Genomic DNA, 13,005 nt, shown 5'->3' on the forward strand with positions numbered 1-13,005 from the left:
ACCGGCTGACCGCGCGCCTGCCCTGAGAAACCGCGAGCCTGCCCTGAGGAAGGAGCCCCATGTCCGATATCACCGTCCGCTACCGATACGCCGACACACCGCTCGGGCAGTTGCACTACGCCGAAGCCGGAGAGGGAGAGCCGATCGTCCTGCTGCACCAGACGCCGCGCTCCCTCGACGAGTTCGCCGAACTGCAGCCGTTGCTCGCCGGCAGACGCCGCGTGATCGCGATGGACATGTACGGCTTCGGCCAGTCCGCGAAGCCGTCGGCGCCCCAGACGATCGAGCAGTACGCGGCCGGGGTGCTTGCGCTCGCCGACGCGTTGGACCTGGGCGCCTTCGCCGTCCTCGGGCACCACACCGGCATGTTCGTCGCCTCCGAGATCGCTTCCTCGGTACCGGACCGCGTCACTGCGGCGATCCTGTCGGCGGCACAGTACGCCGACGCGGAGTTCCGTGCGACCCACACCGATCCGAAGGTCGACACGGCACAGACCCAGGGGGACGGCAGCCACCTCCTCCAGCTGTGGGCCTCGCGTCAGTGCCTCTACCCCGCGGACCGGCCCGACCTGTTGAACCGTTGCATCCGGGACACGCTCGCTCCAGGCATCGATCCACGAGAGGGCCACCTGGCCTGCGCCCGCTACGTCATGGAGGACCGGGTCGAAAGGGTCACGGCGCCGGTGCTCCTTCTGGCCGCGACCGAAGACTCGGTTTCCTACCCGCACACGGAGAAGGTGGCCAAGGCGTACATCAACGCACAGTCCGTCGAGGTGTACGAGGTCGAAGGCGGCATGATCCCGCTCATGGAGCTGAAGGCGCCCGAAATAGCGACGGTGGTGCTGGACTTCCTGGAGCGCGTCGGCGGTTGACGTGGCCTGCCGGAGCAGCGGGCACTGCTCGCGAAACACGACGGTGCAAGAAAGGACGAAATGGACGGCCACAGCGAACAGCCTCCTCCACGGTCCGCTGAGCGGACCGAACGGTGGTGCCGCCCGTGCTCACTCACGGAAGGATCAGCCGAATGAGATTCGCTCACGAGACCCTGCCGCAGCGAGTCGTCTTCGCCCCCCACGAAGCGGCCCGTGCGATCGGCGACGAGGTCGCCCGACTCGGCGCCGCACGCATCATGGTCGTCGCCGCTCCGTCGTCGGCGCCGCTCACCGACGCGCTCACCGACGGGCTGCCGGTGGCGCACGTCCATGACGAGGTGGTGATGCACGTGCCCGTCGAGGTGGCCGAACGGGCCCGTGAAGCCGCGGAGAAGTGCTCCGCCGACGCCCTCGTGTCCATCGGCGGCGGCTCCGCCACCGGCCTGGCGAAGGCGGTCGCGCTCACCACCGGCCTGCCGATCGTCGCCGTCCCCACGACGTACGCCGGCTCCGAGGCCACGAACGTCTGGGGACTCACCCGGGGGACGACCAAGACGACCGGCGTCGACGCCAGGGTGCTCCCGCGGGCGGTCGTGTACGACGCCTCGCTCATGCTCACGCTGCCCGCCGAGTTGGCGGTGGCGAGCGGGCTCAACGCCCTGGCGCACGGCATTGACGCGATGTGGGGCCCGCGCGCCGACGCGATCGACCGCGTCCTGGCCGGCGAGGCGATCCGCGGGCTCGGCCAGGGACTCCCCGAGGTCAAGGCCGACTTGGGCCGGCTGGAGGGGGCCGAGCAGACGCTCTACGGCGCCTACCTCGCCGCCGTCGCTTTCGCCTCGGCCGGCTCGGGCCTGCACCACAAGATCTGCCACGTGCTCGGCGGGATGTTCGACCTGCCGCACGCGCAGACCCACGCCGTCGTCCTGCCGCACGTACTGGCCCTCAACGCCGCCAACGCCCCCGAAGCGGAACGCAGGATCGCGGAGGCGTTCGGCTCCCCCAGCGCGATCGAGGGGCTGGCCGCCCTGCGCGCACGAGTTGACGCGCCGAGCGCCCTGAAGGACTACGGCATGCCCGAGGACGGCATCGCCGAGGCGGTCGAACCGATCCTGGCCGCCGCCCCCGCGAACAACCCCACGCCCGTCACGCCCGACAACCTCACCGCACTGCTGCGTGCGGCCTGGGAAGGAGACGTACCCCGATGACCCGCTCCGACGAACGCACCGTGAGCCCAGAGCAGCAGGCCCGCGAGGAGGAGCTGGTCGAGCGCGTCGTGCGCTCCTTCGACTCGTGCGAGAACCCGCGGCTGCGGCAGCTCATGACCGGCCTGGTGCGCCATCTGCACGCCTACATCCGCGACGTCCGGCTGACCGAGGAGGAGTGGGACCAGGCGATCCGCTTCCTCACCCGCTGCGGCCACATCACCGACGACAAGCGGCAGGAGTTCATCCTGCTCTCCGATGTCCTCGGCGCCTCCATGCAGACGATCACGGTCAACAACCAGGCGTACGGCGACGCCACCGAGGCCACCGTCTTCGGACCGTTCTTCGTGGAGGGGGCGCCTGAGGTGCCGCTCGGCGGAGACACCTCGGGCGGCGCGGTCGGCCAGCCTTGCCGGGTCGAGGGAACGGTCACCGACACTGACGGCAAGTCGCTCGCGGGCGCGCGGATCGAGGTGTGGGAGGCCGACGAGGAGGGGATGTACGACGTCCAGTACGACGACGACCGAACGGCCGCGCGGGCGCACCTGCACACCGACGACGAGGGGCGCTACCGCTTCTGGGCGATCACGCCGACGCCGTACCCCATCCCGCACGACGGGCCGGTGGGGGAGATGCTGCAAGCGGCGGGGCGCTCACCGATGCGGGCCTCTCACCTGCACTTCATGGTGAGCCATCAGGCCTGCCGCACTCTGGTGACCCACATCTTCGTGCGGGGCGACGAACTGCTCGACTCCGACGCCGTGTTCGGGGTCAAGGAGTCGTTGGTGAAGGACTTCGAGCAGCAGCCCGTCGGCACGGCCACCCCGGACGGGCCTGTCGTCGACGGTACGTGGTCGAAGGTGCGGTTCGACATCGTCCTCGCGCCCGCAGGCGCTTGAGGACGGCCCCCGGCCGCACACCCACACCCACCTGTCCGCCCCCCTACACACACACCCGACCGAAGCCGACTCTTCGGCCATATGGAGCCAGCCCCCACAGACCTTGCCGGCGGGCTGTTGTACTGCAAGGAGAACGCAATGACTGTAGAGGCCACGATCGCCCAACTGGCCCAGCGCATCGAGGTATTGGAGGCCGAGGCCGAGATCCGCCGGATCCAGGCCCGGTACATGTTCCTGTGCGACACACCGTGCCCCGAGTTCGGTGTCCGGGACGACGCCCACCGCATCGATCTGATCATGGACCTCTACTCCGCCGACGCCGTGTGGGAGGGCGTCGGCGAGTACTACGACAACCAGTTCGGCCGCGCCGAGGGCGCCGCCGCGATCCGGCGCCACTTCGAGGGCTTCTGGGGGGAGAAGCAGGACCCCGCGCTGCTGCTGAACGCGCACTACCTCACCTCGGAGCAGATCCACGTCGACGGCGACGAGGCCACCGGCCAGTGGATCCACATGCAGCCGTGGCTCTTCTCGGACGGAACGTCCCTGCTGCGGTCGAGCCGGCTCAACAACGCGTTCCGGAAGATCGACGGAGTCTGGAAGATCACCCGGACCCGTACGGAGAACGTCTTCATCACTCCGCTGCCGAAGAACTTCGCCGAGAGCTACCCGTCGGCTTCGGTGCTGATGCGGCCCTAGCCGGCCGCATCCGGGCGGATGCTCTCACCGATCGAGGGATGAACAGCGATGCAGTGTGCAACCTACCCCGCGGTCCACATCATCGATGATGACGAGGACCTGCGGCAGTCCCTGGTCTTCCTCCTGCAGAGCGTGGACATCCTGGCGCTCACCTACCCGAGCGCCACGGCCTTCCTGCAGGAGTTCGACCCGGACGAGCCGGCTGTCGTCATCGTCGACGTCCGGATGCCCGGACTCAGCGGCTTCCAGCTCCAGGAGCGACTGACCGAGCGGGGCTACCCGGCCCCCCTCATCTTCTGCTCGGCCCACGGCGACATCCCGATGTCGGTGCGTGCCATGCGCGCGGGCGCCGTGGACTTCCTGGAGAAGCCCTACCAGTCGCAGCGGATGCTGGAGGTGGTGCAGGCGCAGTTGCAGGAAGCCGAACGCGCCTTCGCCCAGCAGACCAGTCGCAGAGGTGTACAGGAGCGGCTGCAATCCCTGACGCCACGGGAACGCGAGGTGCTGCGACTGGTGGTCGACGGCATGCCGAGCCAGACGATCGCGCGCAGCCTGGGCACGAGCGTCAAGACCGTCGACGTGCACCGGGCCCGGATCAAGGCCAAGACCGAATCCGAGAGTCTCGGGACCCTGGTACGGGACGTCCTGCTGCACCGGATCAGCGTCTGAGCGGACATCAGGGCCGCCTGACTGCTCACCGGTCGCCGAACCGGGTGAGCACTAAGCAGCCTTGACGAAGTCCGGTGCGGTATCGCGCCCCGGTAAGGGGCGCGGGGCTGTGTCGATATGCGGCTCCGCCGCGTGGGCGCGGCCAGCCCCCACCGGCCCGCGGGTTCGTCACCGCGCTTCCAGCGGAGCGCTCAGGCGGCGCTGCTGTCGCAACCGGGCGCCCTCGCACGCTCCTCAGGGACCGGGCCGCATCTCTGACCCGCCAAGGTCTTCGCCCGCGAACTCGGCCCGCAGGGAGTGACGGTAACGCCATCTCCCCGGGACCGCAGGACCTTCCGGTGGTCCGTGACACGGTCGACCCCGACCAGCTCGCCGGGATCGAGGCATCGATGCCGGTGGGCCGGCTCGGGCGCCCGGCGTTCATCGTCGACATGGCCGTGCTGCTCGCCGCCGAGCACGCGGACGCGGTCACCGGAGCGTGCTGGGGCGCCAACGGCGGCCTGTACATGCGCTGACGGTCGCGCGCCGTCGACGCCGGTCACGATCCGGCCGAAGCTCCGTGGGCCCTGCGGGCGGCGCGAGCCCAGGTGCGGGGTGTGACGCCGCGTTCCCGCAGTACGGCTTTGCGGACCTTGCCGGTTTCGGTGAGCGGCAGCGCCGGCACCGTCTCGATGTACCGCGGCACGGCGAACTCGGGGAGCTGAGAGGCGCAGTGCCGGGCCAGTTCCTCCGGATCCAGCACACCGCCCGGCCGGACGACCACCGCGACCATCACCTCGTCCTCGGCCAGCTCCGAGGGAACCGGGAAGGCGGCGGCCGCGGCGACCGCCGGATGCCGCTGGACCACCGATTCGACCTCGTACGAGGAGATGTTCTCGCCGCGGCGCCGGATGACGTCCTTGATCCGGTCGACGAAGCGGAACCAGCCGTCGGGTTCGCGGACCACGCGATCGCCGGTACGGCGCCAGGAGTCGCGCTGCTGTTCCGGATCCCCCAGGTAGCCGGGGGAGAAGGCGTACGGCTGATGGCTGCGTACGACGAGTTCGCCCGCGGTCCCGTCCGCGACCGGAGCGAGGTTCTCGTCGACCACCTGGGCGGCGAATCCCTTCCGCACGGTGCCGATGTAGCCGGGGCGGTACTCGTCGGGCGTGGCCCCGATGACGAGGTTCGTCTCCGTCGAGCCGAAGCCGTCGACGAGGGTGACACCGAAGCGTTCCCGGAAGGGCTCCCAAGCGGAGGCCGGGGTCGCCGGTGACAGGCCCCGCCATGCCCGGTGCCCGCGGTCCTGGCGGCCGGGAGGCTGCGCCAGCAGCATCGGCACCATCGCCCCGAGGAGATACACGACGGTGGCACCCGTGTCGGCCACCCGCGACCAGTAACGGGTGGCGGAGAAACGCCCGTCGACGGCGCACGTCGCGCCCACGGTCATGGCCTGCGCCAGGGTGTTCAGGGCGTTGGTGTGGAACAGCGGCAGACAGGTGTAGAGCACGTCGTCGTCAGTGAGCCGCAGAGCGGCCGAGACGTTGCGGCCCCACCAGACGAACTGGGCCTGCGGGCAGCGGACGCCTCGCGTCATACCCGTGGTGCCCGAGGTGAACAGGACGGCGGCGGTGTCGTGGGGGCGTACGGACGCCGGGACGTGGTGGTCGTCGGCGGCGGCCGCAGCGCGTTCGACCGGGCGGCGGCCCTTGCTCCGTTCGCCCGCTCCGTGACGCTCGTCCATCGCACGGACCGCTTCCGGGTCCACCGCGCGATGGTCGAGAAAGTCCGCGCCCTCGGCATCGGGATCATCACCGACTTCGAGGTGAGCGCGCTGCACGGTGCCACGCACCTGGAACAGGTGGAGATCCGGCACGTCACCACCAAGGCCCCCCGGCTGCTGCCGGCCCAGACCGTCGTCGCCGCTCTCGGTCTCGCTGCCGACCTCGGTCCGTTCAAGCACTGGGGGCTCACCCTGCGCGCCCAAAGGATCGCCGTGGACAGCCGGATGGCCGCCGGCGTTCCCCGCGTGTTCGCCGCCGGGGACATCACCGACTACCCGGGCAAGGCGCGACTCATCTCCGTGGGCTTCGGCGAGGCTGCCACCGCGGTGAACAACGCGGCCACCGTCATCGATCCCGAAGCAGCAGTGCTCCCCGGGCATTCCACGGGGGAGGAGAGCTGAAGACGGCCTCCGCCTCGGGCCCGGCCCGCGTCGGCACACCGGACCGTTCCGGCATGGAGGAGCACACGGCCTCGCGCACCTCGGCCCCGGCTGGGTTTGCTGCCACCTGCTCGTCGGTGGCGGGCAAACGGCTGAATTCACCCTCAGTACGCGGCCCCTCCCGCCGCCCGTGACCGGGCGTGCCGGGGACCCGGGCTCGGCGGCAGCCGCTCGCACCGACCCACCGGGCGGAGAATGTCGCCGAAGACGTCGCGCCGACGGAGTGGGATGTGGGAGCTCCGGTGGTTGCCGGGCGGTCGGTGGCGGAAGCGGCGACGGTTGGCGAAGACTGGCCGGTGGCCCGGTCGCCGCCGGCGTGGTGACGGGTCCGTGGACGCGAGGGAAGCCGCGGCGCATGTTCCACTGGAAAATGCCAAAAGACCTCCCCGGAGCCGACACATTCCGTAGTCTCGGCATCACGTTCGCGGTACATCCGTGCGGGGAGGGGGTTCCTGCATGCCCGGAATCGACGAGAGTCTGCTGGACGCCATGCGTGTGCCGGGCGCTCGGGGAGCGTCGGTGGTCGACTGGATCAGCGGGCTCGCCCTGGGCGTGGTCGGTGAGGCATCGGGCGGAGACCACGAGGCGACGGCCGTCGAGACGGCGGAGTTCGCCCGCGCCGCCCTGGAAGGCCGTGCCTTCGTCCGGGCGGGCGGCGGTGACCGGCCGGAGCCGGACCCGGGCCTGGCACCGCCCGTGGAGGACGTGATCGTCACGACCGCCGACTCCTACCACGTGCTCCGGTTCGTCGTCACACCCTTCGACAGCAGCGTCTTCCTGCACCTGTGGCTGGACCGCACCGCCGGAAACCTGGCCCTGGCCCGCATTCGGCTGGCCGAGACGGCGGATCGACTGGTGCTCGGATGAGCCTGTCACTGCTGACGGACGCCACGGTCCTGAACTCCCTCGAGACCCTCGCCGCCGACCGCGCGACCGGTGCCCTCACCGGCGATCGCGGCACCTTCTACCTCCTGGCCGGAGACGTCGCGCACGTCGACTCCCCCTTCGCCCCCGACCTGGGCCTGCTGCTCACCGGCAGCGGCGCCGTCGACCCCGACGGCTGGCGGGAGGCACTCGACCAGGGCGGCACGCGCGGGCGCGTCGGCCGTCAGCTCGTCGACAACGGACGGCTCGCCGCCGGGGCGCTGGAGCTGTGCCACCTCGGGGTGCTGTTCGACGCCGCTTACTTCGCCCTCGGCCACGTCGGCCGCACCCCGCGCTTCCGGCCCGGCATCGCGCACTGGCTCGGTGCGGTGCGTCCCGTACCGGTGGACACCGTCGTACGCGAATCGCAGCGGCGGCGTGAGCAACTCCAACGCATCTGGCCCGAGCCCGACATCGACAGCGCCCCCCTCGTGCGGGTCCCCGGAGCCCGCGCGGAGGCGCTGCCCACCCGGCGCGGCCGCACGCTGGCACAGGTCGACGGAGTGCGTACGGCCGCCGAGATCGCGTCGGCGCTGGCCTGGCGGACGTTCCCCACCCTCGTCGAACTGCGCCGCCTCGCCGCCGACGGACTCGTCACGGCCGTATCCGCCCAGCCCGTGCCACCCGACCCGAGCCTTCCCTGGCACACGGCGACCCAGGACGAGGTCGACACAGCCCTGCTGCGCCGGCTCCGAGACGCCTTGGAGGCACTGTGATCCGCGCGCGCCGACAGCGTGCCGAAAGGAGACTGTTCATGGCCGTCGAGGCCGACGTCCTGAGCGAACTGCGCCGACTGCGCACCCGGATACCCCAGCTGACGGGGTCCCTGGCGGCCAGCGCCGACGGACTCGTTCTCGCCCAGGACCTGCCGGACGCCGAATCGGAAGGACTGGCGGCCCTCACCGCGGCAGCCCTCGGCGTCGCCCACCGCATGGTGGACACCGCCAGGCGCGGCGAGTTCTGCGAGCTGCTGGTACGCGGCGCCGACGGCTACGTCGCGACATACGCGGCGGGTCCGTCCGCCGTGCTCACGCTGCTCGCCGACGACCGCGCCAACGTCGGCCGGCTCCATCTGGAGGGCCGGCGCAGCGGTGCGCGCATCGCGGAACTCGTCGCGGCCCAGGCCGATGCCGACCCAGTCGCGCACACCCCCGGGCGGACGCTCGCGGCGAGCGACGCGACGGCACCCGCCGATCCGGGCCGCACCCTCGGCACACTGCCGCTGCGCGTACCGCAGCAGTCCCGGCACCGGCTCCGGCCGGACACCGGTGGCTGAGAGCACTGCACGCCCGATCCCACTCCTTCACCCCTTTGACCACTGTCTGATCTGGAAGGACATGACGCATGGCCAACTTGGAGACCTCGCTCAAGGAATGCCTGAGTTCCATCGACGGCGCGACCGCGGCAGCCCTCGTCGACCACACGAGCGGCATGGCGTTGGGCACGATCGGCGGCGGCAAGGACTTCGACCTGGAGGTCGCCGCGGCGGGCAACACCGACGTCGTCCGGGCCAAGCTGCGCACGATGGAACACCTCGGTCTCCAGGGCGAGATCGAGGACATCCTGATCACCCTCAGCACCCAGTACCACCTGATCCGCCTGCTCAAGGGCCGTGATGGCGCAGGGCTGTTCCTCTACCTCGTGCTGGACTCCGGCCGTGCCAACCTGGCGATGGCCCGGCACCAACTGCGCAAGATCGAGAGTGACCTGGAACTCTGAGCGTGTCGCCCCGGATCAGCGCCGGCCGCGCCGGCCGCGCGTCTCTCGGTCGGCGCTGTCGCCGACGGGCGGCCCGCTGAATCCGCCGGGAACGAGGCGCGGCGGCGCCGCCCGAGGCGCCGGGGCCACGGGCGCGGAGCGCTGCTCGGGCGGCTGCCCGAGCGGTGCCGCCCGGCCCAGCACCCGGGTGTGGGGCATCAGCGGGGCACACACGGAGCAGACCTCGCTGAGCGTCCACACCTGGCCCACCGACGGATCGTGGCGCAGGACGAGGACGACCACGCCCCCACAGGTGACCCGGGTGCCCTCGTGCAGCACGCACCGCTGCTGACGGCACGAGCAGGCGGCGTCGGGACGTACCGCCGCCGCCCTGGCATGGGCGGCGGCATGGGCTTCCGCGAACCGGCGCAGGGCGGCGACGTCGCGGGAACGAGGAGGCATGCTGCAAGGCGAGGAGCAGCTGACAGAGGCGGTGCGGTCGCGATGACCCGTCACCCGGATCGTCCAGGACCGACCGGGGCGACGAGCTGAGGGTGCGTCAGGGTACGTGAGAGCCAAGACCACATGTCCTTCGCGGGAGGTCGGGAGGTGTCGTGCGGAAGAGCCGCTGAAGGAGATCTACCCGGACTCAGGTCACTCACAGCATGCGCGAGACGTCAGATTTCCCGCACCGGCGCATTCCGGCAGACGGGTCGTCGACGGCCGCTTCGAACTCGTCGCACCACCGCCCGCGGCCGAGTTCCGGGGCGATACGGTCGCCGCACCCTGTGCCTGGCCCCAGTGTTGCCGGCCGGCACGACACCGCTCTTCGAGCGGGGCATGGGACTCGACCCGCACACGGCGCTCGCCGGCGGGGTGTCCATCGGCTGCGGAGTCATGGCGTTCGCCGCGACGACCGTGGTGAGCCTGCGCGTCATGCACGCCCGCGAACTCCTCAAGCGGACGGCTCCCAGCATGCGCCCGGCCGCGTCCCCGGCCACCTCGACGGCTTCGTAGCTCCGCGCATGCGGAAACCGCCCGGAACTCCACCACCGTAGACCAGCTGTCCGGGCCTGGCCCGGACGGCGGTCCCGTTCAGTGAGGAAAGGCGCGTGGCGGGCGCTGCCTCGGCAGTGCGTCGCGGAACTCCTCGATGGCCGAGCTGACCTGCCGGGTGAGGGCGGTGTTCTCGAGCCGGTCCAGGTAGAGGTGGCGGCCGGCCAGGCCGAGGGCGTCGACGCAGAAGTACAGGGCCATGAGCGGGTTGACGAACAACTGGCTGTTCCTCGTCCGCTCGGTGAAGCGGACGTCGCCGAACTCGCCTCGTACGGCGGCGGCGATGGACCCGTTGACGATGCTGGGGTGGTCCGGCGTGCACTGCTGGGCGTGAGCCACCGCATCGACGTAGAGGGCGCCCTCGCGGCTGTCGTACGGCAGGGAGAACGCCCCCAGATAGGCGCCCTCGCGCTGGAGAGCGGCCAGGTTCTCCAGCACCAGGGAGTGGTTGACCCCGTGGTAGGCGTCCACGCCGAAGCCGAGGCACGCCACCAGCCGGTGCTCGACCTCGTTGAGTCCGGCGACCGCGCCCAGGCTGGCCATGTCCTCCTCGGGCGTGCCCAGTCCGTGCTCGTCCCCGCGCATCAGTATGTCGGTGCCGCCGTCCACCAGCACGATCGCGTCGACGCCCCCCAGGTGCTGCAACAGCGCGCGGTACGCGGCTCGCAACGGAGTCACGCCGGTACGGGAGAAGGCGTACACCGTGGCCGGCAGGCCCTGCTGCTCCAGCCACCGTGCCAGGGTGCGCTCGGGGAAGTAGTCGCCGCGCGCCGACGTGTCCGGGCGGACGGCGGCGACGTCCTGCTCCAGCCACACGTCCGGATCCAGGCCGTACAGGTCGGCGAAGGACAGGTTGGCCAGGTGGACCTCCTTGCCGGCCGACCGCAGGGCGAGGGCCAGCGGAAGCCCGGCGTAGACGTCGAAGCCGCCGCCCGCACCGGCGACGAGGATCCGCCGTGCGTCACGCAGACGGGTGAAGAAGGGAGGCTCTTGGAGGGTGAACACCGGGGGAAGTTAGCAGGACTGCGGTACGGGACCCACCAGTTTTCGGGGATGGCTGTTCGAGTTCGGCGGGCCGGTGCTCAGACCGGTGCCGAGAACGCGAACCGGACGTCGGTCAGCCGCTCCGACACCTCCCACAGGCGGCGCCCCGTCCCGGCGTCGGCCGCGGCGTCGGACAGCCGTACCCGCTTCGGTGCGCCGCGCAGCTCGCCTCTGCCGTCCGGCCCGATGAAGTCGCCGCTCGCGACGTCCGTGGCGGTCGCTGCGTACAGCTGGGGCAGCGCGCCCCGGTCCGGGGACTGCGCGAGCGGGGCGAGGACGCGGCCGTACAGCACGCGCACGAGGCCGACCGGTGCGCTCGTCTGGAGGTTCGTCGAGGTGTACCCGGGGTGCGCGAGCACGCTGCGCACCGGGCTGCCTGCCTCGGCCAGGCGGCGGTGGAGTTCCCGGCCGAAGACGGCGTTGGCGAACTTCGACTGGTTGTAGAAGGCCATGGGAGAGTAGCCGCGTTCGCCGGTGAGGTCGTCGAAACGCAGGCGTCCCTGCCGGTGGTTGAGCGAACTCACGGTGACCACACGAGGCTCGCGCCCCGCGCCCAGCAGGTCGAGCAGCAGGCCAGTGAGCGCGAAATGGCCCAGGTGGTTGCAGGCGAACTGCAGTTCGTGGCCCTGTGCGCTGAGCGTGCGCGGCGGTGCCATCACCCCCGCGTTGTTGACGAGGACGTCCAGACGCCGGTGATCGGAGCGCACCCGGTCGGCGAAGGCGTGCACCGAGTCGAGGTCGGCGAGGTCGAGGCGGCGTGTCTCGAGCTGCGCGTGCGGTTGTTCGGCGGTGATCTCCGCGACCGTTCGACGGCCCCTGTCCTCGTCGCGTACCGCGAGGATCACCCGCCCGCCCTTGCGGGCGAGCGCCCGGGCGGTGGCCAGACCGAGGCCGCTGTTGGCCCCGGTGATGACGGACACCCGCCCGGTCTGGTCCGGAATCTGGTCGGCGGTCCAGCGTTGCTGCTGCTTCGTCATGCGGCATACGCTGCCGCGCATGACACCAAGTGTCAAGATGGCACTCGACGTCATGTGTGGCATCCAGGTATTGTGGTCCGGTGACCTCTCGCCCCGACATCAGCCTGGCCGAGCGCAAGCGGCAGCTCGTTGCGAACGAACTCACCGAATCGGCCTTGCAGTTGCTGGCGTTGAGGGGGTTCGACGCGGTCACTGTCGACGAGATCGTGGCCGCCGCGGGCGTGTCCAAGCGGACGTTCTTCCGGTACTTCGCGTCCAAGGAGGATGTGGTCGTCCAGTTCCTGGCCGGCATGGGCGCCGACATTCACGCCGAGTTCTGTGCCCGCCCGCGCGACGAGCGGCCCTCCGTGGCGCTCAGGCATGCTGTCCTGGCTCCCGTCGAGGCCTGCGCCGACCATCCCGACCATGCCGAACGGGCCCTGCGCGTGGTGCGGTTGATCCTGCGCACCCCCGCCCTGTACGCGCGCTTCCTGGAGCGCCAGGCGCAGTGGCGTGACGACCTGGCGGCGGAGCTGGCGCACCGCCTGGACCGCGACCCCGCTCGCGATCTGTACCCGCGGCTCGCCGCCGGAATGGCGCTCACCGCCTTCGACGCGGTGCTCGAACGCTGGAGCGGAAGCGACGGCACCGAGGACCCGGCCGACCTGACCGACCGGGCCTTCGCCGTCCTCGCCCCGGCGCTGGACGCCGTCTGACGGGCGGGCAGCGACAGCCGTCGGCGGGCGGACGGCAACAGCCGTTCGGTGGGCGGGCGGCAAAAAC

At 71.1% G+C, this 13,005-nt stretch carries 16 protein-coding genes and 2 pseudogenes; 13 read left to right on the forward strand and 5 right to left on the reverse strand.

Annotation, left to right across the window (positions count from 1 at the left end; translation table 11 throughout):
- The first annotated feature begins 59 nt into the window (after positions 1-59).
- The 6 genes from ABT114_RS03440 to ABT114_RS03465 all read left to right on the forward strand — a co-directional run bounded on the left by ABT114_RS03440 (position 60) and on the right by ABT114_RS03465 (position 4,856).
- A complete protein-coding gene (locus tag ABT114_RS03440) occupies positions 60-872 on the forward strand; it encodes an alpha/beta fold hydrolase (protein WP_351138035.1) in 813 nt (270 codons plus the stop codon).
- A gap of 152 nt (positions 873-1,024) precedes the next feature.
- Positions 1,025-2,080, forward strand: a complete 1,056-nt coding sequence (locus tag ABT114_RS03445; protein WP_351138037.1) for a maleylacetate reductase — start codon at positions 1,025-1,027, stop codon at positions 2,078-2,080.
- A complete protein-coding gene (locus ABT114_RS03450) occupies positions 2,077-2,976 on the forward strand; it encodes a hydroxyquinol 1,2-dioxygenase (protein ID WP_351138039.1) in 900 nt (299 codons plus the stop codon). Before ABT114_RS03445 ends, ABT114_RS03450 begins: the two co-directional genes overlap by 4 nt.
- 138 nt (positions 2,977-3,114) lie before the next feature.
- Positions 3,115-3,672: a nuclear transport factor 2 family protein gene (locus ABT114_RS03455; RefSeq protein ID WP_351138041.1), complete on the forward strand. Its 558-nt coding sequence runs from the start codon at positions 3,115-3,117 to the stop codon at positions 3,670-3,672.
- Positions 3,673-3,720: 48 nt separating this feature from the next.
- Positions 3,721-4,341 carry a response regulator transcription factor gene (locus ABT114_RS03460; protein WP_351138043.1) on the forward strand — a complete coding sequence of 207 codons (621 nt, stop codon included), beginning with the start codon at positions 3,721-3,723 and terminating at the stop codon, positions 4,339-4,341.
- A gap of 338 nt (positions 4,342-4,679) precedes the next feature.
- On the forward strand, positions 4,680-4,856 hold the full coding sequence (locus tag ABT114_RS03465; RefSeq protein ID WP_351138045.1) for an SDR family oxidoreductase: 177 nt from the start codon (positions 4,680-4,682) through the stop codon (positions 4,854-4,856).
- A 23-nt stretch (positions 4,857-4,879) separates the two neighbouring features.
- On the opposite strand, the gene ABT114_RS03470 is transcribed toward ABT114_RS03465, so the two are convergent.
- Both ABT114_RS03470 and ABT114_RS03475 read right to left on the reverse strand, forming a co-directional pair.
- Positions 4,880-5,431 (reverse strand): AMP-binding enzyme, encoded by a 552-nt coding sequence (locus ABT114_RS03470; RefSeq protein ID WP_351138212.1) that lies wholly within the window; start codon positions 5,429-5,431, stop codon positions 4,880-4,882.
- Positions 5,423-5,956 (reverse strand): annotated as a pseudogene (locus ABT114_RS03475) (AMP-binding protein); the annotation flags it as partial. The gene ABT114_RS03470 and the pseudogene ABT114_RS03475, both read right to left, overlap by 9 nt.
- On the opposite strand from ABT114_RS03475, the pseudogene ABT114_RS03480 reads away from it, so the two are divergent.
- The 5 genes and pseudogenes from ABT114_RS03480 to ABT114_RS03500 form a co-directional block, all read left to right on the forward strand.
- Positions 5,864-6,505: pseudogene (locus ABT114_RS03480) on the forward strand (NAD(P)/FAD-dependent oxidoreductase); the annotation flags it as partial. The pseudogenes ABT114_RS03475 and ABT114_RS03480 sit on opposite strands and share 93 nt — an antisense overlap.
- 495 nt (positions 6,506-7,000) lie before the next feature.
- The gene (locus ABT114_RS03485; protein WP_351138047.1) at positions 7,001-7,411 is read left to right on the forward strand and encodes a roadblock/LC7 domain-containing protein; all 411 of its coding nucleotides are present in this window, start codon (positions 7,001-7,003) and stop codon (positions 7,409-7,411) included.
- Positions 7,408-8,184, forward strand: a complete 777-nt coding sequence (locus ABT114_RS03490) for a hypothetical protein (RefSeq protein ID WP_351138049.1) — start codon at positions 7,408-7,410, stop codon at positions 8,182-8,184. The genes ABT114_RS03485 and ABT114_RS03490 overlap by 4 nt, the downstream gene beginning before the upstream one ends.
- Before the next feature lie 38 nt (positions 8,185-8,222).
- Complete coding sequence (locus ABT114_RS03495) at positions 8,223-8,744, forward strand: roadblock/LC7 domain-containing protein (protein ID WP_351138051.1); 522 nt, start codon at positions 8,223-8,225, stop codon at positions 8,742-8,744.
- A 68-nt stretch (positions 8,745-8,812) separates the two neighbouring features.
- The gene (locus ABT114_RS03500; protein WP_351138053.1) at positions 8,813-9,187 is read left to right on the forward strand and encodes a roadblock/LC7 domain-containing protein; all 375 of its coding nucleotides are present in this window, start codon (positions 8,813-8,815) and stop codon (positions 9,185-9,187) included.
- A 15-nt stretch (positions 9,188-9,202) separates the two neighbouring features.
- Here ABT114_RS03500 and ABT114_RS03505 read toward each other — a convergent pair whose 3' ends face one another.
- Positions 9,203-9,628 (reverse strand): hypothetical protein, encoded by a 426-nt coding sequence (locus ABT114_RS03505; RefSeq protein WP_351138055.1) that lies wholly within the window; start codon positions 9,626-9,628, stop codon positions 9,203-9,205.
- A gap of 339 nt (positions 9,629-9,967) precedes the next feature.
- On the opposite strand from ABT114_RS03505, the gene ABT114_RS03510 reads away from it, so the two are divergent.
- Positions 9,968-10,183, forward strand: a complete 216-nt coding sequence (locus tag ABT114_RS03510; RefSeq protein ID WP_351138057.1) for a hypothetical protein — start codon at positions 9,968-9,970, stop codon at positions 10,181-10,183.
- Positions 10,184-10,261: 78 nt separating this feature from the next.
- Here the strand turns inward: ABT114_RS03510 and ABT114_RS03515 are convergent, their stop codons facing one another.
- Both ABT114_RS03515 and ABT114_RS03520 read right to left on the reverse strand, forming a co-directional pair.
- Positions 10,262-11,227, reverse strand: coding sequence for a DUF1152 domain-containing protein (locus tag ABT114_RS03515; RefSeq protein WP_351138059.1), 966 nt, complete (start codon positions 11,225-11,227; stop codon positions 10,262-10,264).
- Positions 11,228-11,304: 77 nt separating this feature from the next.
- Positions 11,305-12,243 (reverse strand): oxidoreductase, encoded by a 939-nt coding sequence (locus ABT114_RS03520; RefSeq protein ID WP_351138061.1) that lies wholly within the window; start codon positions 12,241-12,243, stop codon positions 11,305-11,307.
- Between the two features lie 80 nt (positions 12,244-12,323).
- Here ABT114_RS03520 and ABT114_RS03525 point away from each other — a divergent pair, with 80 nt between their 5' ends.
- Positions 12,324-12,938, forward strand: a complete 615-nt coding sequence (locus ABT114_RS03525; RefSeq protein WP_351138063.1) for an acyl-CoA-like ligand-binding transcription factor — start codon at positions 12,324-12,326, stop codon at positions 12,936-12,938.
- Positions 12,939-13,005 lie beyond the last annotated feature (67 nt).

This window comes from Streptomyces sp. NPDC002088 (assembly GCF_040296605.1).
GTDB lineage: Bacteria > Actinomycetota > Actinomycetes > Streptomycetales > Streptomycetaceae > Streptomyces.